Here is a 22,817-nt window from a genome sequence, read left to right as displayed (position 1 = left end):
CTCGTATGTCCATGATCGGGCGCTTATGTCGATGACCTGCGGTTATCGATCTCCCCGTATCGCGGATTATGTAGTCGATGACATATAGCCTCACGCTCCGTGAGGCTATATGTCATCGAGATCGAACCCGAGATCCGATCTTGGCTTGAGTCGCTGTCCGAGCGCGACTACGTGAAGGTCGAAGCTCTGGCCGACCTCCTCTCCGAGCAGGCCGAGACGCTCGACGAGCCGTACTCCAAGCACCTTTGGGGCAAAGTGCGGGAATTGCGCCTCTCGCTCACGCGCCGTCAGGTCAGGATCACCTACTGGCTCGCTCCCGGCCGGCGGATCGTCCTTCTCACCGTCTTCACCAAGACACGCCGCAAGGAGACCGGTCAGGTTGAACGCGCTCGTCGGGCACAGGTCGAATGTGAGAATCTTCATGTGGTCGCCTCGGAGGTCTACGACCGCGTCTGGAAGGACTGAGTGGGGCATGGCTCACAACACGTGGGAGCGGACAGGCGCCGAGCGCCGGGCCGACGCCTACCAGGAAGCCCGCGAGGCGCTGCTCCTGGGACAGCAGGTCTACAACCGCCGCACGGAACTCGGCCTTTCACAGGCCGAGCTGGCCGAGCGGGCCGGGATGACCCAGCCGCAGGTGTCCCGCCTGGAGACGGGAGGGGTCACCCCGACTCTGGCACTGCTCCGGCGCCTGGCGAAAGCGCTGGACGCCGACCTGAACGTCACCTTCACCCCTCACGCGGCCGCCTGACGCCACTCCCGGAGACACCGGGGACAGGGGCCGCGAGCGCCCTAAACTGGGGCCGTGATCGAGGAAATTCGGGTGGATCCCGCCGTCAGCGCGCTCAGGCCGGACTTCGGGGTGCTCGTGATGGGGGTGTACGGGCTGCGCAACGGGCCCACGGACGACAGGTCGCGGGCCTGGCTGGCGGAGGCCGCGGAGAAGGCCGTGAGCGTCGACGACCCGAGGATCGAGGCGTGGCGGGAGGCCTACCGGGGGTTCGGCGCGAAGCCGCAGCGGACCAGGCCGTCGGTGGACGCGCTGGTCAGGCGGATGCCGCCGCCGGAGATCAATCAGGTGGTCGACGCCTACAACGCGATCAGCATCAGGCACGGCCTGCCGATCGGCGGCGAGGACCTGACCCGCTACGAGGGGACGGCCAGGCTGGTGCGCGCGAGCGGCGACGAGCCGTTCGAGGTCGTCGAGAAGGGCGAGCCCGCGATCGACCACCCGGAGGCCGGCGAGGTCGTCTGGCGCGACGACAGGGGCGTCACCTGCCGCCGCTGGAACTGGCGGCAGTGCGTCCGCACCCGGATCACCGAGGAGACGACGGACGCGCTGTTCCTGCTGGAGCGACTCGCGCCCCTGTCCTCGGAGGAGCTGCGCGCGGCCGGGGACGAGCTGATCGGGCTGCTCGAAGATGTCACCCCGGGGATACGGGTGGAGTCTCGACTGATCTGGCCGGGCTGAACCCGCCCCCCCGGATCGGGCTGACCAGCGCCCGAGCGAGTAAACAGTTACCCGGTGGCTGCCCGTTTTAGCCCATACTGGGAGGATCGGCAAGGAAGCTGCGGTCAGACTGGCGCAGGTCCGAGCCGAGGCGAGTAGCCTTGGACAGGTTCTCTATCATCAACGCCGATCTGCGGAAGAGGGCGATTTCCGCCGTGTCGTCTGAGTCGTCGCGGACAAACCCGCTGGCAGCCTTTGGTCAGAACGAATGGCTTGTCGACGAGCTGTACCAGAAGTACCTCCAGGACCCCGAGTCGGTCGACCGGGCCTGGTGGAACTTCTTTGCTGACTACAGCCCTGATTCGGGGTCCGGCCGTGCCGCCGCGCCCCCGGGGGCGGCTGCCGCCGCGCCCGCTCCACCGGCACCCGCTGCGCCCTCGGCCCCCCCGGCTGCGGCTCAGGCCACCCCGGCCCCCGCGGCGACGACCCCAGCGCCGAAGGCGGCCGAGCCCGCCCCTGCGGCCCAACCCAAGCAGGAGACGCAGTTGCCCGCCGCCGCCGGTGCCGAGGAAGTCCGACTACGCGGCGCCGCCGCCAGGACAGCGGCCAACATGGAGGCCAGCCTCGTCGTGCCGACGGCGACCAGCGTGCGCGCGGTCCCGGCGAAGCTGCTCATCGACAACCGGATCGTGATCAACAACCACCTGTCGCGCGGTCGCGGCGGCAAGGTGTCGTTCACGCACCTCATCGGCTACGCGGTGATCAAGGCCCTCAAGGTCCTGCCGGAGATGAATTACTCCTACGCCGAGGTCGACGGCAAGCCGGTGCTGGTCAAGCCCGAGCACGTCAACCTGGGCCTGGCCATCGACGTCGCCAAGAGCGACGGCACCCGCCAGCTCCTGGTCCCGTCGATCAAGGCGACCGAGGGGATGGACTTCCGCCAGTTCTGGGTCGCGTACGAAGAGGTCGTGCGCAAGGCCAGGGCGGGCAAGCTGGGGGTCGACGACTTCAGCGGCACCACGATCTCGCTGACCAACCCGGGCACCATCGGCACCGTGCACTCGGTGCCGCGCCTGATGCCGGGACAGGGCACGATCATCGGTGTCGGCGCGATGGAGTACCCCGCCGAGTACCAGGGGGCCTCCCCCGACACGCTCTCCCGCCTCGCGGTGAGCAAGGTGATGACGGTCACCAGCACGTACGACCACCGCATCATCCAGGGCGCCCAGTCGGGTGACTTCCTGCGGCAGGTCCACCGGCTGCTGCTCGGCGAGGACGGCTTCTACGACGAGATCTTCGAGGCCCTCCGGATCCCGTACGAGCCGATCCGCTGGGTCCAGGACATCTCCACCACCCACGACGACGACGTGGCGAAGTCGGCCCGCGTCATCGAGCTGATCCACGCCTTCCGGGTCCGCGGCCACCTCATGGCCGACACCGACCCGCTGGAGTACAAGCAGCGCAAGCACCCCGACCTCGACATCAAGTCGCACGGCCTCACCCTGTGGGACCTGGAGCGCGAGTTCGCCACCGGCGGCTTCGGCGGCCGGCCCCTGATGAAGCTGCGCGACATCCTCGGCGTGCTGCGCGACTCCTACTGCCGCACCATCGGCGTCGAGTACATGCACATGCAGAACCCCGAGGAGCGGGCCTGGATCCAGGCGCGCATCGAACGGCCGCACGCCAAGCCCGACCGCGAGGAGCAGCTGCGCGTCCTGGAGCGGCTGAACACCGCCGAGGCGTTCGAGACGTTCCTGCAGACGAAGTTCGTCGGGCAGAAGCGCTTCTCGCTGGAGGGCGGCGAGTCGCTGATCCCGCTGCTCGACTCGGTGCTCAGCTCCGCGGCCGAGGAGCGGCTCGACGAGGCCGTGGTCGGCATGGCCCACCGCGGGCGCCTCAACGTGCTGGCCAACATCGTCGGCAAGTCGTACGGGCAGATCTTCGGCGAGTTCGAGGGCAACATCGACCCGCGCAGCGCCCACGGCTCCGGCGACGTGAAGTACCACCTGGGCGCCAGCGGCGACTTCGTCTCGCCCGACGGCTCCAAGCTCAAGACCTCGGTCGTGGCCAACCCCTCCCACCTGGAGACGGTCGACCCGGTCCTGGAGGGTGTGGTCCGCGCCAAGCAGGACCTCCTGGAGCGCGGCGAGGAGGGCTTCACCGTCCTGCCGGTGCTCGTCCACGGCGACGCGGCCTTCGCGGGCCAGGGCGTGGTGGCCGAGACGCTCAACCTGTCACAGCTGCGGGGCTACCGCACCGGCGGCACCGTGCACATCGTGGTCAACAACCAGGTCGGCTTCACCACCAGCCCGGCCAGCTCGCGCTCCAGCGTGTACGCCACCGACGTGGCCCGGATGATCCAGGCCCCGATCTTCCACGTCAACGGCGACGACCCCGAGGCCGTGGTCCGGGTCGGCAGGCTCGCGTTCGAGTACCGCCAGGCGTTCCGCAAGGACGTGGTGATCGACCTCATCTGCTACCGGCGCCGGGGGCACAACGAGGCCGACAACCCGGGCTTCACCCAGCCGCTGATGTACGACCTGATCGACGCCAAGCGCTCCACCCGCAAGCTCTACACCGAGGCGCTGATCGGCCGGGGCGACATCACGGTGGAGGAGGCCGAGGGCGCGCTCCGCGACTACCAGGCCAAGCTGGAGAACGCCTTCGCCGAGACCCGCGCGGCGGCCAAGGACCCGACGGGCGAGTTCTCCCGCCCGGTCGACATGGAGAACGTCCCCTGGTCGCACGAGGACGTCAAGACGGCCATCTCCGAGGAGACCGTCAAGCGGATCGTGGAGACCCAGCTCAACATGCCCGAGGGCTTCACCGTCCACCCGCGTCTGCTGCCGGTGCTGCAGCGCCGCGGGCAGATGGTCGCCGAGGACCACATCGACTGGGGCATGGGCGAGACCCTCGCCTTCGGGTCGCTGCTGATCGACGGCCACCCGGTCCGCCTCGTCGGCCAGGACTCGCGGCGCGGCACGTTCACCCAGCGGCACGCCGTGCTGGTCGACCGCGTCACGGGCGAGGAGCACACCCCGCTCAAGACGTTCAACGAGGGCACCACGAAGTTCTACGTCTACGACTCCCTGCTGAGCGAGTACGCCGCGCTCGGCTTCGAGTACGGCTACAGCGTGGAGCGGCCCGAGGCGCTGGTCGCCTGGGAGGCGCAGTTCGGCGACTTCGTCAACGGCGCCCAGTCGATCATCGACGAGTACCTCACCTCGGGCGAGCAGAAGTGGGGCCAGCGCTCCGGCGTCACCCTGCTGCTGCCGCACGGCTACGAGGGACAGGGGCCCGACCACTCCTCGGCCCGCATCGAGCGCTTCCTGCAGATGTGCGCCCAGGACAACATGACCGTGGCGCAGCCCACGGTCCCAGCCAACTACTTCCACCTGCTGCGCTGGCAGACGCTCTCGAACCGGCACCGCCCGCTGGTGGTGTTCACGCCCAAGTCGCTGCTGCGGCACAAGGCGGCGATCTCGGCGGTCAGCGACTTCACGTCGGGGTCGTTCCGGCCGGTGCTGGGCGACATCACGGCTCCCCCGGCCGGCGTCCGCAAGGTCGTGCTGGTCTCCGGCAAGCTCTACTACGACCTGGCGGCGGCCCGCGACAAGCAGGGCCGCAACGACGTGGCGGTCGTCCGCCTCGAGCGCCTCTACCCGTTCCCCGCCGACCCGCTGGAGGCGGAGCTGAGCCGCTACGCCCCCGACATCGAGCTGGTGTGGGCGCAGGACGAGCCGCTCAACATGGGTCCGTGGCCGTTCCTCGCGCTCAAGCTGGCCGAGAACCCGGGGGTCTTCGGGGGGCGTTCGATCAGGCGGGTCTCCCGCAAGGCCAACTCCTCCCCGGCGACCGGCTCGCACTCCACCCACGAGGTGGAGCTGCAGCGGATGCTGGGCGAGATCTTCGACTAGGCGACCGGCCCCCGGCCGGTCCGCGCAGGCGTCACCACGGAAGTCCCCCGCAGGAGCCTCTGCGGGGGACTTCCCCGTTGTTGTCGCGAGTCGTCACGGGATCGCGAGCACGACCCGCGACGTCATCAGCGCTAATAGCGCTATCAGTGCCATCAGCGTCATCAGTGTCATCAGCGTCATCAGCGTCATCAGTGTCATTCAAGGGAGAACGCGATGTACTTCACCGATCGGGGCATCGAGGAGCTCGTCGCGCGCCGGGGCGAGGAGGAGGTCACCGTCGTGTGGCTGGCCGAGCGGCTGCGCGAGTTCGTCGACCTGAACCCGGACTTCGAGACGCCGGTGGAACGGCTGGCCACCTGGCTGGCCCGGCTGGACGACGAGGACGACTGAGAAAAACGCGATATATCTTGACCTTCCGGATGACGCGACATATCGTGTTCATTATAAGGAGGTCACTCACATGCGGCAATGGACGATCGAGAAGCCGGAGCAGCTCACCTTCGACTCCGTCAGGAAACTCAACGTACGCATCGTGGCGGGAAAGCTGGCGGTGCTGGCCAGCGACGGCCCTCCCAGGCTCGAGGTCACCGAGATCGACGACCCCCCGCTGCTCGTCACCCACGACGACGACGGCACGCTCACCGTCACCTACAAGGACCTCACCTGGGACGGCCTGCTGGGCTGGCTGCGCTCCGGCCGCCGCCGGGCCACGCTGACGCTGACCGTGCCGAAGGACTGCCCGGTCAACGTGGGGGTCGTCTCCGCGTCCGCGGTCGTCGCCGGGTTCGAGGGCCGCACCTCCGTCAGGAGCGTCTCGGGCGGGATCGTGCTCGACGGGGTGAGCGGCGAGATCGTCGCCGACACCGTCTCCGGCGCCGTGGAGAGCCGGGGCCTGGTCGGCGACCTGTCGTTCAAGAGCATCTCCGGTGATCTGACCGTCGCCCAGGGCACGCCCCGGCGGCTGAGCGTCACCACCGTCTCCGGCCGGATCACCGCCGACCTGGAACTCCCGCCGACCGGCCACGTCACGATGAACAGCGTCTCCGGCGACATCGTGCTCCGGCTCCCGCACGCGGTCGAGACCGACGTCAAGATCCGCTCCACCTCGGGCAGGATCGACGCGGCCTTCCCCGAGCTCGACCACTCCACCCAGCCCGGCGCGAAGACACTGGGTGGCCGGATCGGCGGCGGCATGGCGTCGCTGACGGCCAACACCGTCTCCGCCGACGTCACGCTACTGAAGGGAGCCCAGGCATGAGCCCGGTCTTCGGCCACGGAAGGCTCCGGCTCTATCTCCTGAAGCTGCTGGAGGAGAGTCCGCGCCACGGCTACGAGGTGATCCGGCTGCTCCAGGATCGCTTCCTCGGCGTCTACTCGCCCTCCCCCGGCACGATCTACCCGCGCCTGGCCCGCCTGGAGGAGGAGGGACTGGTGACCCACGAGGTCGTGGACGGCAAGAAGATCTTCACCATCAGCGACCGGGGCCGCGACGAGCTCAACGAGCGGCTCGACGAGCTCGCCGACCTGGAGCAGGAGATCTCCGACTCCGTCCGCGACATCGCCCGCGAGGTCAAGGAGGACGTGCGCGACACGGTCAAGTCGCTGCGCGAGGAGCTCACCCAGATGGCGCGCGACGTGCGCCAGGGGTCCGAGCAGGACGCGCGCAAAACCTGGCGCGAGCAGAAGACGGAGTGGCAGCGCCAGAAGCACGAGTGGCAGCGCCAGACCGACGAGTGGAAGGACGAGTGGAAGCGCGTCTGGGCGAACGGCTTCACCGGCGAGGGGTCACGCGCCGGAGACGCCCAGCTCGGGCAGATGCTGGCCGAGTTCGTCGAGGAGGTCCGCAGGGACGCGGCGGCCGCGCGGGTCAGCGAGGAGACCCTGGCGACCGCCCAGGACGCCCTGTACGACGCGGCCCGCCGCATCCGCGACGCGCTCCGGTGAGCCCGGCGATCCTGACCGACGCGCTCCGGTGACCCGGCGATCCCGATCGACGCGCTCCGGTGAGCCCGGCGTCCTGATCCTCCGTACGACGCCCGCCGGGCTCATCCCGGCAGGGTGAAGACGACCTTTCCGAAGAGCTCGCCCTCGCGCATGGCCGCGAAGCCCTCGCGAGCCTCGGCCAGCGGGAGGGAGCGGTCGATCAGCGGGCGAGTGCCGGTCTGCTCCAGGAAGCGGGCCAGTCTGCCCAGCTGGTCGCGGGTGCCCATGGTGGAGCCGATCACCGACAGCTGCAGGAAGAAGACGCGGTTGAGGTCGGCCGGTGGGACGGCGCCGCTGGTCGCACCGGAGATCACGATCCGGCCGCCGGGGCGCAGCGCCTTCAGCGAGTGCCCCCAGGTGGCCTGGCCCACGGTCTCCATCACCGCGTCGACCCGCTCGGGCAGCCGGGCACCGCTCTCGAAGACCTGGTCGGCCCCCAGTTCCAGGGCCCGTGCCCGCTTCTCCTCCGAGCGGCTGGTCGCCCAGACCCGGTATCCCCCGGCCCGGCCCAGCAGGATCAGCGCGGTGGCCACGCCGCCGCCCGCCCCCTGGACCAGCACGGTCGAGCCCGGCTCGAGCCCGGCCTTGTCGAACAGCATGCGGTAGGCGGTCAGCCAGGCCGTCGGCAGGCAGGCGGCCTCCTCGAAGCTGAGCGCGGCGGGCTTGGGCACGAGGTTGCGCCGGGGCACGACGACCCGCTCGGCGAAGGTGCCGTCGTGTTTCTCCGAGAGCAGCGAGCGTTTCGGATCGAGCGTCTCGTCGGCCCCGCTGCCGATCACCGAGTGCACGATGACCTCGTTCCCGTCCTCGTCGAGCCCGGCGGCGTCGGTGCCGAGCACCATCGGGAGCTGCTCCTGCCGGAGGCCCATCCCCCGCAGGCTGAACAGGTCGTGGTGGTTGAGCGAGGCGGCCCTCACCGTGACGGTGGTCCACCCTTCGGGAACCTCGGGCTCCGGGCGCTCACCGAGCGTGAGACCGTCGAGGGGGTTGTCGGGATCGATCCGCGTGGCGGTTACAGCGAACATGGCCGCACCCTACGCCGTCCACGCGACGATCACGGTAAGCGGGCCGCCTCACCGTCCACCGTCCGCGTGACGACCACGGTGAGCGGGCCGCCTCCTACGCCGTCCGTCTGACGGTCATGCCCGCCATGGTCCTCTCGACGTGGCCCCGCTCCCCGGAGGCCGCGACGTACACCCCGTCCTGGCAGCTCTCGGCGGAGAAGCGGCGCCGCTGCTCGATGACGGAGAGTTCGATCGACGCGACGTCGCAGCCCGACACCGGAGCCAGCACCAGCAGTGTCTCCCTGGCCCCGCCGAACCACAGCTGCGGCCCCAGCGGCTCGCCGTCGAGGATCTCCCCCTGCGTGGCCAGCCGTACCGGGGAGGTGGCGTCGAGCACGAGGTAGCCGCCCTTGGTGACCTTGCCGCGCAGGTTGCGCGCCCAGAGCATGCGCTGCTCGAAGGGCATGCCGTCCTTGAGGTCGCGCAGTGCCACGAACCACGGGTCGAACGCGAACAGCAGCACCTCTCCCTCGGCGGGGCTCATCGGGCGCCAGAGGGAGACCTGCTCGGTCAGCTTTCTGATCATCGGCTGTCCCCGGGCGACCCCCGCGGGACCTCCGGAGGGCACGGTCAGCTGCCGGTACGGACCGGAGTCCCCGTCGAGCCGGCCCGAGATCGCGGGCCGCAGCCCCAGCTCGGCCAGGCCCAGCTCCGCCGGGTAGCTCACCTCCGCGGCCGAGCCGTCGGGGAAGACCACGTCGAGGATCCGCCTGCCGCCCTTCTGGCGGTACTTCGGGTGGAGCACGTTCGGAACCTGCTCCGCGACGACCCCCGCCCGCGTGGGCACCGGCGGCGGGAACGACGGCGAGACCTCTTCCGGCCGTTCCCGGCCCGTCAGGTTCCACACCACGAGCGCCACCAGCGCGGCGACGCCGATCCAGCGCCACGGCCCCGTCCTGGACCTCGCCTCGATGATGTCGTGCTGACCACCGGCCACGTCTTCGGCCGCCTCTTGCAGAAGGTACGGTTCTCGGCCCCATCTTCGGGGTCCGGCGGTCTCGGCGCCCGCGTCAGTACCGTCACGAATCAGAATCGATGCCCGGGGAGCCCGGAACTCCCGCACGGCGGCGCCCGCGTTCCGGCCGGGTCCCGAGATCCGGGCCTCGGTGTCCTGTGGCGTCGCGGTGCGCGTGTTCCGAGGGTCGCGTCGCGGGGCCCGTGGTGCGGCGCTCACATCTCGGGACCGGTGTTCCGATATTCACCTCGCCATCCGCGATCACCCGTGACACTCTCGCGGAAAATGACCAAGGAATGCCCCGGAACAGCGCCGGGAAGGTCGGTTGACCCAACGGCCCAAAGGTGTCCGAGTTGCTTGAGGAACCCCCGGTAATCGCTGTTACCACTGATGACGGCGATGCCCCTGAGATCGCCCTACAGCCGCTATGAGCTGCGGAAATGCCTATTCGTTAAGCTATAACAAATTGCTATTCAAATAACAAGACAGCATCGGATGGAACCGTCTCAGACTTTTTCCCGTCAATTCCTGCCCGCCGCTCGAATCAGTCAGTAACGTTCCGATCGTTTTCCCGGCGAGGAGAAGTCCCGTCTCCACGCTGAGAACGAAAGGAGCTTCATGAATTCCCGAGCACGGCGCCTCACGATCCCCCTCACCGGCGTTCTCATGATCGCCGGAGTGATCGGCGCCACCACCGGTGCCAACGCCGGTACGGCCCCCAAGGACGTGGTCAGTTCCCAGGCCTCGGAGACGGCCAACCAGGCCACCTCCTTCTGGTCGCCCGAGCGGATGCGCAAGGCCACGGACGCCACCGGCGACCTCGACCTGAGCGTCAAGGGCGGCAAGGCCTCCACGGCCGCGGGCCCCGACGGCCCCGGCGGGTCGGTCCCGCCGATCGGCGCGGAGGGTGCCAAGTCCTCCAAGAGCAAGCAGGTGAACCTGCCCAACACCGTCGGGCGCGTCTTCTTCACCCTGCCCGGCGCCAACCCGTCGGACCCGAAGAGCTGGAAGTACTGCTCCGGCAGTTCGGTCCAGGGCAAGTACCGCAACGTGGTCGCCACCTCCGCGCACTGCGTCTACGACGTGAAGACCAACCAGTTCTACGACAACTGGATCTTCATCCCGTCCTACTGGGACGGCAACCAGGCGTGGGACGGCAAGAACCCCTACGGCATCTACGCGGCCAAGTGGTTCAACGCGCACGACGACTTCGTCGTGAAGGAGGACTACGACTACGACTACGCCTTCGTCAACGTCCACTCCGGGTTCAAGGTGAACTGGGAGAAGGACAAGGACAACAAGTGGAAGCCGGTCATCAAGAACGTCGGCCGTCTCGGCGACAACGTCGGCGGCCAGGGCTTCGCCTGGAACCAGAAGGTCAAGAACACGGTCTTCTCCTTCGGCTACCCGGCCGGCCTGCACCCCGACGGCGACAAGCCCTTCTCCGGCCGCACGATGAAGTGGTGCTACGGCAAGACCGGCGCCATGCCGGCCGCGCCGAAGTACAACGTCCAGGAGCACGTCGGCTTCAAGTGCGCCTTCACCGCGGGCGCGAGCGGCGGCCCCTGGCTCTACAAGTACAAGAGCTCCAGCCGGACCGGCTACCTGGTCGGCGTCAACAGCATCGCCTGGGACACCGACAAGAACGACCGGTACGACAAGATCTCCTCGCCGTACTTCAACAGTGACACCTACAAGGTCTACAAGGCCGCGGCCAACCGCTGGACCAGCTGACCCGTACGACCGGCCGACCGTAAGGCCATTCGGCCGGCCGGGGCGAACGAGCCCGGAGTGAACGAGCGGGGCCCGGTCCTGGGACCGGGCCCTTTCTCACAGGCGACCGCGAGGAACGGCGGTCAGGACCCCGGCCACTCCCGCGAAGGGTGGTGGCCACCGACCCGGCCGTTCTCGAAAAGGGCGTCAGGCTGCGAACCCTGCCGCCGGATCGTCCCCGGGAACGTTCCGGGAGGCGGTCCGGAAAGCACTCCGGGAGGGCCGGTCATCCCGTCGGGGACGTTCCATTCGGTTCCCGGCCCCCGGGGGGCGCCTCCCAGGGCGAAGACCCCGCCGGTGGCGGCCCTCAGCGCGCAGGGGTTGCCGTAGGTGCGTTCGAACCGGATGAAACGGCTGTTCCAGATCCCGCTGGCGGTCACCGTGACCGGGTCGTACTGCAACGTGCAGGCCACACCCGTCCTCGGCCTGAGCCTGGCGGGATCGCCCCGCACCTCGGCCAGCGCCTCGCAGGCGCGGACCGCGTCGGGGTGGGTGCCGCCGGGCCGGTCGCACAGCAGCAGGGCGTGGCCGGCCACGGGCAGGGGCTTGTCCCCCCGCGCGAGGCTCAGCACGAGCGCCCTGGCGCTGCGCGGGGGCCGGGCGCTGGGAAACGGTTCGATCGGCCCGTGCATGACAGGGGCGGGCCCGCCCGGATGAAGTGAGAGCGGCCCCGGGTCGCCGGAGCGGGGGTACGGCCTCGTCTCCTGCCACCTGGGGCCCGGATCGTGGAGCGGCTCCGTGGACGCCGCGGCCGTACCTGAGAGCTGGAAGAGGCCGACAACGGCCAGACAGAGAAGACGCCGCATGAGATCCCCCGATGACGTGTGACGCGGATGCCGGCTCAGCCTGCCCCCGGCCGCTCTCGCGGGACAACGACAAGCCTGGGTGTTTCCGCAGTTCATACGGTCACATGACTCGCACGGGAGTGCTCGATCAAGTTCAGGTAGATCAGACGGGCCCTGAGGATTCCTGGTTCCACGGATTTGATAACAAAAATATAACGGTCCGACCGCTTGCCCGATTTATAGCTTTTTAACCCATCTTTGCCGAGTACGGTCACCTCTTGTCTCTTTACGCATGCGTGGGTTGCGTCCCGAGTGACCCATGACAAAGAAGGAGCTCCATTGAACTCCCGAGCCAAGCGCCTCGCTCTCCCCCTCGGTGGCGTCCTCGCCGCCGCCACGATGGTCGGCGCCTCCCTCCCCGCCACCGCCCAGGCCAGCACGGCCGACCCCGACATCAAGTCGTCGGCGCTCACCCCCTCCGGTAACGCGAAGGCCATCGCGGGCTACTGGACCGCCTCGAAGCTGAAGTCGGCGACGACCTACCTCTCCGACTCCACCGTCTCCGCCAAGCTGAACAAGACCGGCGCCGCCAGGGCCGCCGCCGACGGCAAGCCCGGCGTCGTCGCCCCGACCGGCGAGGAGGGCAAGACCGCCGGCAAGTCGCGGAACGTGAACCTCCCGATCACCGTCGGCAAGGTCTTCTTCGTCGACGACAAGGGCAAGGAGCGTTGGTGCTCCGGCACCTCCGTGCAGTCGAAGTACCACAACCTGGTCGCCACCGCCGGCCACTGTGTCTACGACACCGACACGAACAAGCCCTTCAGCAACTTCGTGTTCATCCCCGGCTACTACCAGGGCAAGGCTCCCTGGGGCATCTACGTCGGCGCCAAGGTCAACACCCACGACGACTTCACGGTCTACGAGGACTACGACTACGACTACGCCTTCGTCAACGTCTACAACGGCATCAAGCAGGCCGGTGTCAAGGAAGTGACCGCGCCCACGTACGCGGCGACCAAGGGTCACAAGTACACCGAGGACAAGGAGATCTCCAAGTCCGAGTACGAGCTGGGGATCGAGAAGTACGGCGAGAACGGGCCGTACTGGAAGAAGACCCTCGACCCCAAGGTCGAAACCGTCGCCAAGCCCTCCGACGCCCAGCAGCACATCGAGCAGTACGTCAAGGACGGCCGCAACGGCGTCAAGCTGACCGCGGTCGAGGTTGTCGAGAGCGTCTACAAGGCCGCCCCCGACAACCTGGAGAACAACGCCAAGTTCACCCGCTTCAGCGACGACAAGGGCAAGGTCGCGATCAGCCAGGAGGAGTACAAGCAGCTCCTCAAGGAGAAGGCCGAGGGCAAGTTCCTCGGCAAGCTGGAAGCCACCAAGGACGCCAACGGCAACGAGATCGCCTGGTTCAAGACGCGGTACTTCATCAAGAAGTGGGTGAAGACCAGCGTCAAGGAGGTCTACTACTACACCCGGTTCTTCGTGGTTCTCCTCACCGACGCCGGCCGCCTGGGTGACAACGTCGGCGGCCAGGGCTTCAGCTGGAACCAGAAGCTGGGCAAGAAGGTCTTCACGTTCGGCTACCCGACCTCGGCCCACCTCGACGGTGACAAGCCCTACTCCGGTCACACCCAGAAGTGGTGCTACGGCACGACCGGCGCCGCGCCCGTCGTGTCGGCCTACAAGGCCGAGGAGCACCAGGCGATCAAGTGCGCCTTCACCCCGGGTGCCAGTGGCGGTCCCTTCCTGCTGCAGTACAAGAACAGCAAGCGGACCGGCTACCTCAACGGTGTCGTGAGCCTGACGGTCGACAGCGACGGCAACAAGCGCTACGACCGCGTCACCACCCCGTACTTCAACGGTGACACGTACGGCATCTACAAGCACGCCGCCAACCTCTGGACCGGGAAGCTCCCGGCCTAGACACGGGCTCCGTGAACGAGGAAGGGCCCGGTACGCACCGGGCCCTTTCTGGCCTTCACGGGGTGCTTATACACCTTCAGCCACACTGACCAGATAACAGAGTATGAGCGGATCGGTCCAACGAACTGCCCAAAACTAAGTTGATCTGGAAAAATCATCCCTTGCGCCTCCGCTAGCTCCCCGGTCCCCGAAAGGAACCCCCATGTCCTCCCGCGCCCGGCGCCTCACGGCCACACTCGGCGGGCTGATCGCCGCCTGTGTGACCATGACGTCCGTGTTCGCCGGGAGCGCCGCCGCCAGTCCGCTGGACGGGGTGCCCAACGGGATCACCTCGATCACCCTGACCAAGAGCGGCGCCGACATGAGGCGGATCGCCGAGTACTGGAGCCCGGCACGGCTCAAGCAGGCCATGGACAACGTGCCCGCCACGCCCGAGATGAAGAACGACGGCCCCCCGCCCTCCGCGTCTCCCACCTCGAAGGCCACCCCGGGAAGTGCCACCGCCACAACCGCCGCCGCGTCCACCTCCGGGGAGTCCACCGCGACGGCCGTGGCCGCGGAGACGGGCTCGGCCGCCGACGGTAAGGGCACCACCGCGTCGAAGGGCTCCGCACCGGTCGTCAAGCCGACCCTGCCGAAGAAGCGGGCCCAGGCCTCCGGCGGTTCACCGGTGACCGTGGGCAAGGTGTTCTTCAGGATCGGCGCCAAGGACTACTGGTGTTCCGCCTCCTCGGTGGCGGCGGCCAACCGCAACCTGGTCGCCACGGCCGGACACTGCGCCTACGACGCCAAGACCGGCAGCCCGGCCGAATACTGGATCTTCATCCCCGGCTACGACAAGGGCAACACCCCGTACGGCATCTACATCGGCCACTCGCTCAACCTGCACGAGGACTTCGTCGGCAGGGGCGACTACGACTACGACTACGCGTTCGTCACCGTGCACGACGGCTTCAGGTGGAAGGCCGGCAAGACGTCCGGCAGCTACGAGATGGAGAGCGTCGGAAGCCTGGAGGACAACGTCGGCGGGCAGGGCCTGGCGACCAACCGCGGTGCCGGCCTGTCCGCCCTCGCCTTCGGCTACCCCGCGGCCCCGCACCCCGACGGCAGCAGGCCCTACAACGGCCAGCAGCTGAAGTCGTGCCGCGGGCTCACCATCAAGGTGAAGTCCCCCACCCGTCTGGTCGAGCAGGGTGTCGCCCTGACCTGCGCGTTCACCAGCGGCGCGAGCGGCGGCCCCTGGCTGATCTTCTTCGACACCAAGAACTCCGTCGGCTATCTCAACGGCGTCAACAGCTTCGCCTGGGACGTCGACACCGACCGCAAGTACGACAGGATCTCCTCCCCGTACTTCATCGCGTCGACCTACGCCGTCTACCACTGGGCCGCGACCCAGCGGGCGCCCCGATCATAACGTCGCCTTAAGAGATCCTTAAGGAACCCTTATGAGGGGTTTGCTTCATCTCTCCCTGCATAGGTTCGTAGCTTGTCGTCCCGCAGTTCCCGGATGTCCGGGAACGTTGCAGCGCAAGGAGCTCCTGTTTATGAAGCACTCTCTTCTCCCCCTCGGTGGCGCCGCAGCAGCCACCGCCCTGCTCGCCACCGGCCTGACCGGAACGGCCCAGGCCGCTCCCGACTGGGCGACCGACCCCCTGGCCAGGAACAACTCCTCCGCGGTCTCGGTCATCGACTTCTGGGCCGCCTCGAACTTCGCCGCCCTGAAGAAGGCCACTGTCTACAACCCCGACCCCGGCGGCCCGAAGATGAAGGTCGGCGGCGGCTTCTCCCCTGACGGCAGGCCCGGCACCGTCGGCCCCACCGGCTCGGGGAAGGCTCCGACCGGCCGCGTCAAGAACGTCAACCTGCCCAGGACCATCGGCAAGGTGTTCTTCGTCGTGAACGGCCAGTACCGCTGGTGCTCGGCCACCTCGATCCAGGGCAAGTACCGCAACGTGGTCGCGACGGCCGGACACTGCGTCTACGACCCGGGCAGCAACAGCGACACCCTCGACAAGTGGGTCTTCGTCCCCGGCTACTACCAGGGCAAGGCCCCGTGGGGCATCTACGTCGGCAAGTCGGCGTGGACGCACTACGACTTCGCCAACTACGAGGACTACGACAAGGACTACGCCTTCGTCACGGTCTACAACGGCGTCGCCTTCAACGGGGTCAAGCAGGTCACCAGGCGCGAGTACAGCGGGTTCACCGGGCCCAAGTGGTCACGTGGCTCGCACTACTACATCCTGCTCTCCAAGGACGTCGGCCGCCTGGGCGACAACGTCGGCGGTCAGGGCTTCACCTGGAACCAGAGCACAGGCAAGACCGTCTACGTCTTCGGCTACCCCTCGGCCCCGCACCCCGACGGCGACAGGCCCTACAGCGGGGTGACGCCCAAGTACGTGTACGGCAAGACGTCGGGCAAGGAGTACGTCTCGGCCGCCGAGAAGGTGGAGGAGCACGTCGGCCTCAAGGGCGCCTTCACGCCGGGCGCCGACGGCGGCCCGTGGATCTCGCAGTACAGCAGTTCCAGGCGCCTGGGCTACGTCAACGGCGTCACCAGCCTCTTCGGCGACCAGGACCAGAACGACCGCTACGACCTGATCACCTCGCCGTACTTCGACGGCGAGACCGCCGACGTCTACCGCAAGGCCGCCGGCGTGTGGTCCGGCAGGATCGTCGGCCCGAACGGCGAGCTCTACAGGTAGTTCGCGGGCCCCGAGAGGGCCTTCCACCTTTGGATCACAGCGGGACCCGGCGCGCGGCGCCGGGTCCCGCACCTGTTTTCCGGGGTGTTCCCAGGACGTGGCGGGAGTGTTCCCGGGGCTTTCCCGGGCGAGACGCCGGTTTCCGGAAGGGTGGGAGGGCCTGTGGCGGGGCGGCGCGGAGGGCGATCCGGCAGGGGAAGGACGCGTTAGACGTGCCTACTCCGGAATCGGTGCCATCAAGTTGATGTGATCTGCATCACACAAGGCGTGTAACTCCCCGCAGTCGACCAAACACGCCACATCGGCCACTTTCGCCACAGGCTTTCATCCACCTGTGGAAACAGTCTTGGTCGACCCCGATCACAACATCAACACTAGATGCCTTCAAACATCACGAAACGGTCTCGCCCCACCAATCCCGCTTCTTCCTTCTCGAACCGGCTTCCGGTCACCAAGATCGGCGCTGTATGTTTCTGGCATTCCCTTTACTGACGCATGGGACGCAAGAAGCGTTCCACATCAGACCAAGGAGCTCCCCTTGAAGCGCATTCTCCTCCCCGCCGGTGGCGCCGTTCTGGCCACCGGTCTGCTGGCCGCCGGCCTGGCCGGCACCGCCAACGCCGTTCCGGACTGGGCCTACGACACGATGGCCAAGGACGCCCCGTCCGCGGTCGACGTCGCCGAGTACTGGACCAAGATCAACGGCGCCACGAACAACCTGGCCAAGGCCACCCCCTACACCTGGGAGGCCAAGGCCACGCCGAAGCTGAACGTCGGTGGCGGCTACACCGCCGACGGCAAGCCCGGCAGCGTCAAGCCGATCGGCGAAGAGGGCAAGGCCGCCGCGAAGGTCAAGAACATCAACCTGCCGCGCAGCATCGGCAAGGTGTTCTTCGTCGACGCCAAGGGCGACCTGAAGTGGTGCTCGGCCACCTCGATCCAGGGCAAGTACCGCAACCTGGTCGCGACCGCCGGTCACTGCGTCTACGACGACAAGGCTGACGCCAGCGTCATGGACAACTGGGTCTTCGTCCCCGGCTACTACCAGGGCAAGACCCCGTGGGGCATCTACGTCGGCAAGACCGCCTACACCCACTACGACTTCGCCAACTACGAGGACTACGACCGCGACTACGCGTTCGTGACCGTGTACAACGGTGTCCAGATCGGTGGCGGCAAGGCCACCCAGGTGACCCCGAAGGAATTCGCGGAGCACAAGGGCGCCAAGTACGTCGACGAGAAGGCGATCACCGCTGACGAGTACACCGCCGGCGTCGAGAAGTACGGCCAGGACGGCCCCTTCAAGTCGAAGCTGGTCGACCCCAAGGTCGAGACCGTCGCCAAGCCGGCTGACGCCAACTCTTGGGGCGCGGTCCAGAAGTACCTGGACGACGACGGCCACAACGGCGTCAAGCTCGTTGGTGCCGAGGTCGTCAAGTCGGCCTACCTCGCCGCGCCGCACTTCTCCAGCTTCGAGAACAACTCCCAGTTCTTCTCCCTCAGCGAGGTCGTGGACATCAGCCTTGAGGAGTACAACTCCCTCAAGGCCGCCAAGTCCGAGGGCAAGTTCCTGGGCGAGCTGCTCGAGGTCAAGAAGAACGACGTCGTCGTCGGCTGGACCAAGCAGCAGTTCTACATCAAGAAGTGGACGAAGAGCACCGCTCAGGTTAAGTACTGGGTGGAGTCCTACTTCATCGTCGACGGCTACATCAAGGACACCGGCAAGCTCGGTGACAACGTCGGTGGCCAGGGCTTCACCTGGAACCAGAAGCCGCAGCAGACGGTGTTCGTGTTCGGCTACCCGGCCGACGCGCACCCCGACGGCAACAAGGCCTACACCGGCGTTACGCCGAAGTGGACCTACGGCAAGACCACCACGAAGTCCTACGTGCAGGCTGCTTCCAAGGTCGAGGAGCACATCGGCCTGAAGAGCTCCTTCACCCCCGGCGCCGACGGTGGCCCCTGGCTCGCCAAGTACAGCAACGCCAAGCGTCTCGGCTACGTCAACGGTGTCACCAGCCTCTTCGGTGACCAGGACAGCAACGGCCGTTACGACCTCATCACCACCCCGTACTTCGACGGTGAGACCGCTGCGATCTACAGCAAGGCCTCCAACGTCTGGTCCGGCTCGATCGTCAAGTAGTAGTAGCTCCCTGACGATCACCCGAGCCTGAGCGTCCAAACCTCAGGCTCACAGCACCACCAAGCTTCACCAGCTCCACCCGAAGGGGCCCGGCACCAGCCGGGCCCCTTCGGCCGTTCGCACCGGTGTCACAAGGATCGCGATCGCACAGAAGACGATCGGTCACAAGAACGTGGAAGGGCCCGGCATCGGCCGGGCCCTTCCACGTTTCTCATTGCGGTGCCGCTCGCTCCACCGGGGCGTGGTCGCTCTTCGCGCCGGCGCGCAACATCGTCCTGTCATCGTCCTGTCGCGTGAGACGGAGCCTTCCAGCCGGGGGTATCGCCCTGGGCGTCACGGCGCCACAGCGGAAGAATCAAGCCTGCGAGAGAGGCGCGGAGCGATCACTGACGGCCGGCACCACGCGGCTCCGGCGCACCCACGCGCCTCGGACTCCGACTTGCCGGGTCTTTAGACGTGACGATCGCCGAAACGGTGCCATCAAGTTCGTGTGATCTACGTCACATATGATCGGTAACCCCGCGTGGCGGCCCACTCACAACACATCAGCCACTTTCGCCACAACCATACGCCTGCCTGCGCAAACACGACACTCGACCCTTGGGGCAGACAACCACTCCGAGAGGAACCAAACATCACAGAATCGCATCAAGGCGATCATGGGCGGTTTTGGCCCTGGAACCGGCTTCCGGTCACCAAGATCGGCGCTGTATGTTTCTGGCATTCCCTTTACTGACGCATGGGACGCAAGAAGCGTTCCACATCAGACCAAGGAGCTCCCCTTGAAGCGCATTCTCCTCCCCGCCGGTGGCGCCGTTCTGGCCACCGGTCTGCTGGCCGCCGGCCTGGCCGGCACCGCCAACGCCGTTCCGGACTGGGCCTACGACACGATGGCCAAGGACGCCCCGTCCGCGGTCGACGTCGCCGAGTACTGGACCAAGATCAACGGCGCCACGAACAACCTGGCCAAGGCCACCCCCTACACCTGGGAGGCCAAGGCCACGCCGAAGCTGAACGTCGGTGGCGGCTACACCGCCGACGGCAAGCCCGGCAGCGTCAAGCCGATCGGCGAAGAGGGCAAGGCCGCCGCGAAGGTCAAGAACATCAACCTGCCGCGCAGCATCGGCAAGGTGTTCTTCGTCGACGCCAAGGGCGACCTGAAGTGGTGCTCGGCCACCTCGATCCAGGGCAAGTACCGCAACCTGGTCGCGACCGCCGGTCACTGCGTCTACGACGACAAGGCTGACGCCAGCGTCATGGACAACTGGGTCTTCGTCCCCGGCTACTACCAGGGCAAGACCCCGTGGGGCATCTACGTCGGCAAGACCGCCTACACCCACTACGACTTCGCCAACTACGAGGACTACGACCGCGACTACGCGTTCGTGACCGTGTACAACGGTGTCCAGATCGGTGGCGGCAAGGCCACCCAGGTGACCCCGAAGGAATTCGCGGAGCACAAGGGCGCCAAGTACGTCGACGAGAAGGCGATCACCGCTGACGAGTACACCGCCGGCGTCGAGAAGTACGGCCAGGACGGCCCCTTCAAGTCGAAGCTGGTCGACCCCAAGGTCGAGACCGTCGCCAAGCCGGCTGACGCCAACTCTTGGGGCGCGGTCCAGAAGTACCTGGACGACGACGGCCACAACGGCGTCAAGCTCGTTGGTGCCGAGGTCGTCAAGTCGGCCTACCTCGCCGCGCCGCACTTCTCCAGCTTCGAGAACAACTCCCAGTTCTTCTCCCTCAGCGAGGTCGTGGACATCAGCCTTGAGGAGTACAACTCCCTCAAGGCCGCCAAGTCCGAGGGCAAGTTCCTGGGCGAGCTGCTCGAGGTCAAGAAGAACGACGTCGTCGTCGGCTGGACCAAGCAGCAGTTCTACATCAAGAAGTGGACGAAGAGCACCGCTCAGGTTAAGTACTGGGTGGAGTCCTACTTCATCGTCGACGGCTACATCAAGGACACCGGCAAGCTCGGTGACAACGTCGGTGGCCAGGGCTTCACCTGGAACCAGAAGCCGCAGCAGACGGTGTTCGTGTTCGGCTACCCGGCCGACGCGCACCCCGACGGCAACAAGGCCTACACCGGCGTTACGCCGAAGTGGACCTACGGCAAGACCACCACGAAGTCCTACGTGCAGGCTGCTTCCAAGGTCGAGGAGCACATCGGCCTGAAGAGCTCCTTCACCCCCGGCGCCGACGGTGGCCCCTGGCTCGCCAAGTACAGCAACGCCAAGCGTCTCGGCTACGTCAACGGTGTCACCAGCCTCTTCGGTGACCAGGACAGCAACGGCCGTTACGACCTCATCACCACCCCGTACTTCGACGGTGAGACCGCTGCGATCTACAGCAAGGCCTCCAACGTCTGGTCCGGCTCGATCGTCAAGTAGTAGTAGCTCCCTGACGATCACCCGAGCCTGAGCGTCCAAACCTCAGGCTCACAGCACCACCAAGCTTCACCAGCTCCACCCGAAGGGGCCCGGCACCAGCCGGGCCCCTTCGGCCGTTCCCGGCGAAACCTCACCGGAAACTCAGGCGGGATTGAGCTCCCCCACCCGCTCGTTCAGCTCCACCACCGGCCGCTCGGCCGCGTGGGGATGCAGCCGCCGCCGCAGATCCGCGACGTACGACCGGGTCCTGACCGATTCCAGGCCCCTCGCCAGCTCCAGCGCCTCCACCGCGACGGAACAGGCCTCCTCCAGCTCCCCCGAGGCGAGCAGCCCGGCCGAGAGCAGCGACAGGTTGAACATCCGCCCGCGCACGTAGCGCCCGTCCATCTCCAGCGAGCGCCTGGCGTGCCGTACCGTCCCCGGCCCGTCGCCCAGGTCGCGGAAGCAGTGCGCGAACTTCGCCGACAGATAGGCCTCGTCGAAGTAGGCGATCCAGTCGGGCTCCTGGCCGGTCCTGCGACGGTCGAAGGACAGCTCCGCCTCGTGCAGGGAGCTCGCGCACGCCGCGCGGTCGTCCAGTGCCGCGTGCGCGTGGGCCTCCAGCACGTGCGTCTCGGCCAGCAGGGCGAAGATCCCGGCCCGGCGGGCGGAGAGCTGGGCGGCCCTGGCCAGGTCGAGCGCGTGGGCGGGTTGTCCTATATATATGGCCTGATGGCTCATCCCGGCGAGGATCTCGCCGCCGAGCCCGTGGTCGCCCGCCCCGCGCGCCAGGCGCAGCGCCTGGATCAGGTAGCGCTGGGCCAGGCCGTGCTGCTCCAGGTCGTAGGCCATCCACCCGGCCAGCCGGGTCAGCTCGGCGGCGGCCGACGCCAGCGCCTTGCCGGTGTTCTCGGCGTACGAGCCGTCGGCGAGCAGCGGCCCCACCGCCGTGTCCAGATATTTCACGACAGCAGGACGGACCCTCCCGCCACCGAACCTGTTGTCCAGCTCGCCGAAGGACCGGGTGACCTCCCGGATCGCCGCGATGTCGTCCATGCCGACGCGCCGGGTGCCCCGCCCCTCGGGGCGGCCCTCCAGCGGGAGGGTCAGCCAGCGCACCGCCCCGGCGGACCCGGCCCCGATCGCGAAGGTGGAGTCGAGTAGGAATTTCCGTCTCTCCACGTCCCCGCGCCACAGTGCTGTCACGGTCGAGATTCCCTCCTGCCACGTGTGGTTGAACTCCTGCCCTAGGTCGAGAGGCGTCAGGACGGCCGGCAGGCCGAGATCCTCCGGACTCACGGCCCTGCCGAGCCGGAGCGCGAAGATCTCGGCGAGCAGCCCGGGGACCGGGTCTCTCGGCCGCTGGCCCGCGATCCAGCGCAGCACGGAGCTGTGGTCGTATCTCAGACCCGACAGGCCCCGAGCCGCGCCCAGCTCGTTGAGCCGGCGGGCCAGCCCCTTGTGGGTGAAGCCCGCCTCGGCGATGAGCTTCTGGAGTAGTCGGTTGGGCTCGCGTTTCATAGCTCCCCTCACCGCGAGAACCATCTGCGTGCCGGCAGCGCGCGCGATCCGGTCGTGCGCGCACTGTTGCCTGATGCACACCTTACGTACATAGGTAACTGAGGGCTCTTTTTATAGCACGATCCGTGACGAACATTGGGGTTTCCGGAAAGCACGGACGCCCCTCGCCGGTCGGGCGAGGGGCGTCCGTGGTCACATGCCTGGTGGGCACGGGATGAGTGTG

At 67.5% G+C, this 22,817-nt stretch carries 17 protein-coding genes; 13 read left to right on the top strand and 4 right to left on the bottom strand.

Translation table 11 applies throughout. The features are described 5' to 3' along the window. Positions 1–99: 99 nt before the first annotated feature. The 7 genes from AC5L38_RS39925 (at position 100) to AC5L38_RS39895 (ending at position 7,311) form a co-directional block, all read left to right on the top strand. Positions 100–465: a type II toxin-antitoxin system RelE/ParE family toxin gene (locus AC5L38_RS39925; RefSeq protein ID WP_495248006.1), complete on the top strand. Its 366-nt coding sequence runs from the start codon at positions 100–102 to the stop codon at positions 463–465. Positions 466–472: 7 nt separating this feature from the next. Beyond that, positions 473–751: a helix-turn-helix domain-containing protein gene (locus tag AC5L38_RS39920; protein WP_495248005.1), complete on the top strand. Its 279-nt coding sequence runs from the start codon at positions 473–475 to the stop codon at positions 749–751. 54 nt (positions 752–805) lie between these two features. Continuing rightward, positions 806–1,471 (top strand): B3/B4 domain-containing protein, encoded by a 666-nt coding sequence (locus AC5L38_RS39915; protein WP_495248004.1) that lies wholly within the window; start codon positions 806–808, stop codon positions 1,469–1,471. Between the two features lie 194 nt (positions 1,472–1,665). Next, on the top strand, positions 1,666–5,367 hold the full coding sequence (locus AC5L38_RS39910) for a multifunctional oxoglutarate decarboxylase/oxoglutarate dehydrogenase thiamine pyrophosphate-binding subunit/dihydrolipoyllysine-residue succinyltransferase subunit (RefSeq protein WP_495248003.1): 3,702 nt from the start codon (positions 1,666–1,668) through the stop codon (positions 5,365–5,367). A gap of 213 nt (positions 5,368–5,580) precedes the next feature. Then, complete coding sequence (locus AC5L38_RS39905) at positions 5,581–5,757, top strand: DUF6104 family protein (RefSeq protein ID WP_329094229.1); 177 nt, start codon at positions 5,581–5,583, stop codon at positions 5,755–5,757. 70 nt (positions 5,758–5,827) lie between these two features. After that, positions 5,828–6,625: a DUF4097 family beta strand repeat-containing protein gene (locus tag AC5L38_RS39900; protein WP_495248002.1), complete on the top strand. Its 798-nt coding sequence runs from the start codon at positions 5,828–5,830 to the stop codon at positions 6,623–6,625. Continuing rightward, the gene (locus AC5L38_RS39895) at positions 6,622–7,311 is read left to right on the top strand and encodes a PadR family transcriptional regulator (RefSeq protein WP_495248001.1); all 690 of its coding nucleotides are present in this window, start codon (positions 6,622–6,624) and stop codon (positions 7,309–7,311) included. The genes AC5L38_RS39900 and AC5L38_RS39895 overlap by 4 nt, the downstream gene beginning before the upstream one ends. 101 nt (positions 7,312–7,412) lie before the next feature. Here AC5L38_RS39895 and AC5L38_RS39890 read toward each other — a convergent pair whose 3' ends face one another. Together AC5L38_RS39890 and AC5L38_RS39885 are read right to left on the bottom strand one after the other, a co-directional pair. Next, entirely contained in the window at positions 7,413–8,375 is a 963-nt protein-coding gene (locus AC5L38_RS39890) for a zinc-binding dehydrogenase (protein ID WP_495248000.1), read from the bottom strand. A gap of 94 nt (positions 8,376–8,469) precedes the next feature. Then, the gene (locus AC5L38_RS39885; RefSeq protein WP_495247999.1) at positions 8,470–9,351 is read right to left on the bottom strand and encodes a hypothetical protein; all 882 of its coding nucleotides are present in this window, start codon (positions 9,349–9,351) and stop codon (positions 8,470–8,472) included. A 636-nt stretch (positions 9,352–9,987) separates the two neighbouring features. Here AC5L38_RS39885 and AC5L38_RS39880 point away from each other — a divergent pair. After that, positions 9,988–11,103 carry a trypsin-like serine peptidase gene (locus tag AC5L38_RS39880; protein ID WP_495247998.1) on the top strand — a complete coding sequence of 372 codons (1,116 nt, stop codon included), beginning with the start codon at positions 9,988–9,990 and terminating at the stop codon, positions 11,101–11,103. A gap of 122 nt (positions 11,104–11,225) precedes the next feature. On the opposite strand, the gene AC5L38_RS39875 is transcribed toward AC5L38_RS39880, so the two are convergent. Further along, positions 11,226–11,774 (bottom strand): SSI family serine proteinase inhibitor, encoded by a 549-nt coding sequence (locus tag AC5L38_RS39875; protein WP_495247997.1) that lies wholly within the window; start codon positions 11,772–11,774, stop codon positions 11,226–11,228. Positions 11,775–12,266: 492 nt separating this feature from the next. Here AC5L38_RS39875 and AC5L38_RS39870 point away from each other — a divergent pair, with 492 nt between their 5' ends. The 5 genes from AC5L38_RS39870 (at position 12,267) to AC5L38_RS39850 (ending at position 21,094) form a co-directional block, all read left to right on the top strand. Beyond that, entirely contained in the window at positions 12,267–13,859 is a 1,593-nt protein-coding gene (locus AC5L38_RS39870; protein ID WP_495247996.1) for a trypsin-like serine peptidase, read from the top strand. Between the two features lie 202 nt (positions 13,860–14,061). Then, complete coding sequence (locus AC5L38_RS39865; RefSeq protein WP_495247995.1) at positions 14,062–15,273, top strand: trypsin-like serine peptidase; 1,212 nt, start codon at positions 14,062–14,064, stop codon at positions 15,271–15,273. 130 nt (positions 15,274–15,403) lie between these two features. Beyond that, positions 15,404–16,564: a trypsin-like serine peptidase gene (locus AC5L38_RS39860; protein ID WP_495247994.1), complete on the top strand. Its 1,161-nt coding sequence runs from the start codon at positions 15,404–15,406 to the stop codon at positions 16,562–16,564. A gap of 538 nt (positions 16,565–17,102) precedes the next feature. Continuing rightward, the gene (locus AC5L38_RS39855) at positions 17,103–18,707 is read left to right on the top strand and encodes a trypsin-like serine peptidase (protein ID WP_495247993.1); all 1,605 of its coding nucleotides are present in this window, start codon (positions 17,103–17,105) and stop codon (positions 18,705–18,707) included. A gap of 782 nt (positions 18,708–19,489) precedes the next feature. Continuing rightward, a complete protein-coding gene (locus tag AC5L38_RS39850; RefSeq protein WP_495247993.1) occupies positions 19,490–21,094 on the top strand; it encodes a trypsin-like serine peptidase in 1,605 nt (534 codons plus the stop codon). A gap of 141 nt (positions 21,095–21,235) precedes the next feature. Here the strand turns inward: AC5L38_RS39850 and AC5L38_RS39845 are convergent, their stop codons facing one another. Then, on the bottom strand, positions 21,236–22,594 hold the full coding sequence (locus AC5L38_RS39845; protein WP_495247992.1) for an NsdA family TPR-like regulatory protein: 1,359 nt from the start codon (positions 22,592–22,594) through the stop codon (positions 21,236–21,238). Positions 22,595–22,817 lie beyond the last annotated feature (223 nt).

The organism is Streptosporangium nanhuense (assembly GCF_059358815.1).
The sequence above is the reverse complement of the archived record's forward strand: the minus strand, read 5'-3'. Positions and strand labels throughout refer to the sequence as shown.

Coding starts and splice junctions, on each gene's coding strand:
- AC5L38_RS39880 (WP_495247998.1), top strand. CDS start 9,988: ATGAATTCCCGAGCACGGCGCCTCACGATCCCCCTCACCGGCGTTCTC.
- AC5L38_RS39900 (WP_495248002.1), top strand. CDS start 5,828: ATGCGGCAATGGACGATCGAGAAGCCGGAGCAGCTCACCTTCGACTCC.
- AC5L38_RS39860 (WP_495247994.1), top strand. CDS start 15,404: ATGAAGCACTCTCTTCTCCCCCTCGGTGGCGCCGCAGCAGCCACCGCC.
- AC5L38_RS39845 (WP_495247992.1), bottom strand. CDS start 22,594: ATGAAACGCGAGCCCAACCGACTACTCCAGAAGCTCATCGCCGAGGCG.
- AC5L38_RS39890 (WP_495248000.1), bottom strand. CDS start 8,375: ATGTTCGCTGTAACCGCCACGCGGATCGATCCCGACAACCCCCTCGAC.
- AC5L38_RS39865 (WP_495247995.1), top strand. CDS start 14,062: ATGTCCTCCCGCGCCCGGCGCCTCACGGCCACACTCGGCGGGCTGATC.
- AC5L38_RS39875 (WP_495247997.1), bottom strand. CDS start 11,774: ATGCACGGGCCGATCGAACCGTTTCCCAGCGCCCGGCCCCCGCGCAGC.
- AC5L38_RS39905 (WP_329094229.1), top strand. CDS start 5,581: ATGTACTTCACCGATCGGGGCATCGAGGAGCTCGTCGCGCGCCGGGGC.
- AC5L38_RS39895 (WP_495248001.1), top strand. CDS start 6,622: ATGAGCCCGGTCTTCGGCCACGGAAGGCTCCGGCTCTATCTCCTGAAG.
- AC5L38_RS39920 (WP_495248005.1), top strand. CDS start 473: ATGGCTCACAACACGTGGGAGCGGACAGGCGCCGAGCGCCGGGCCGAC.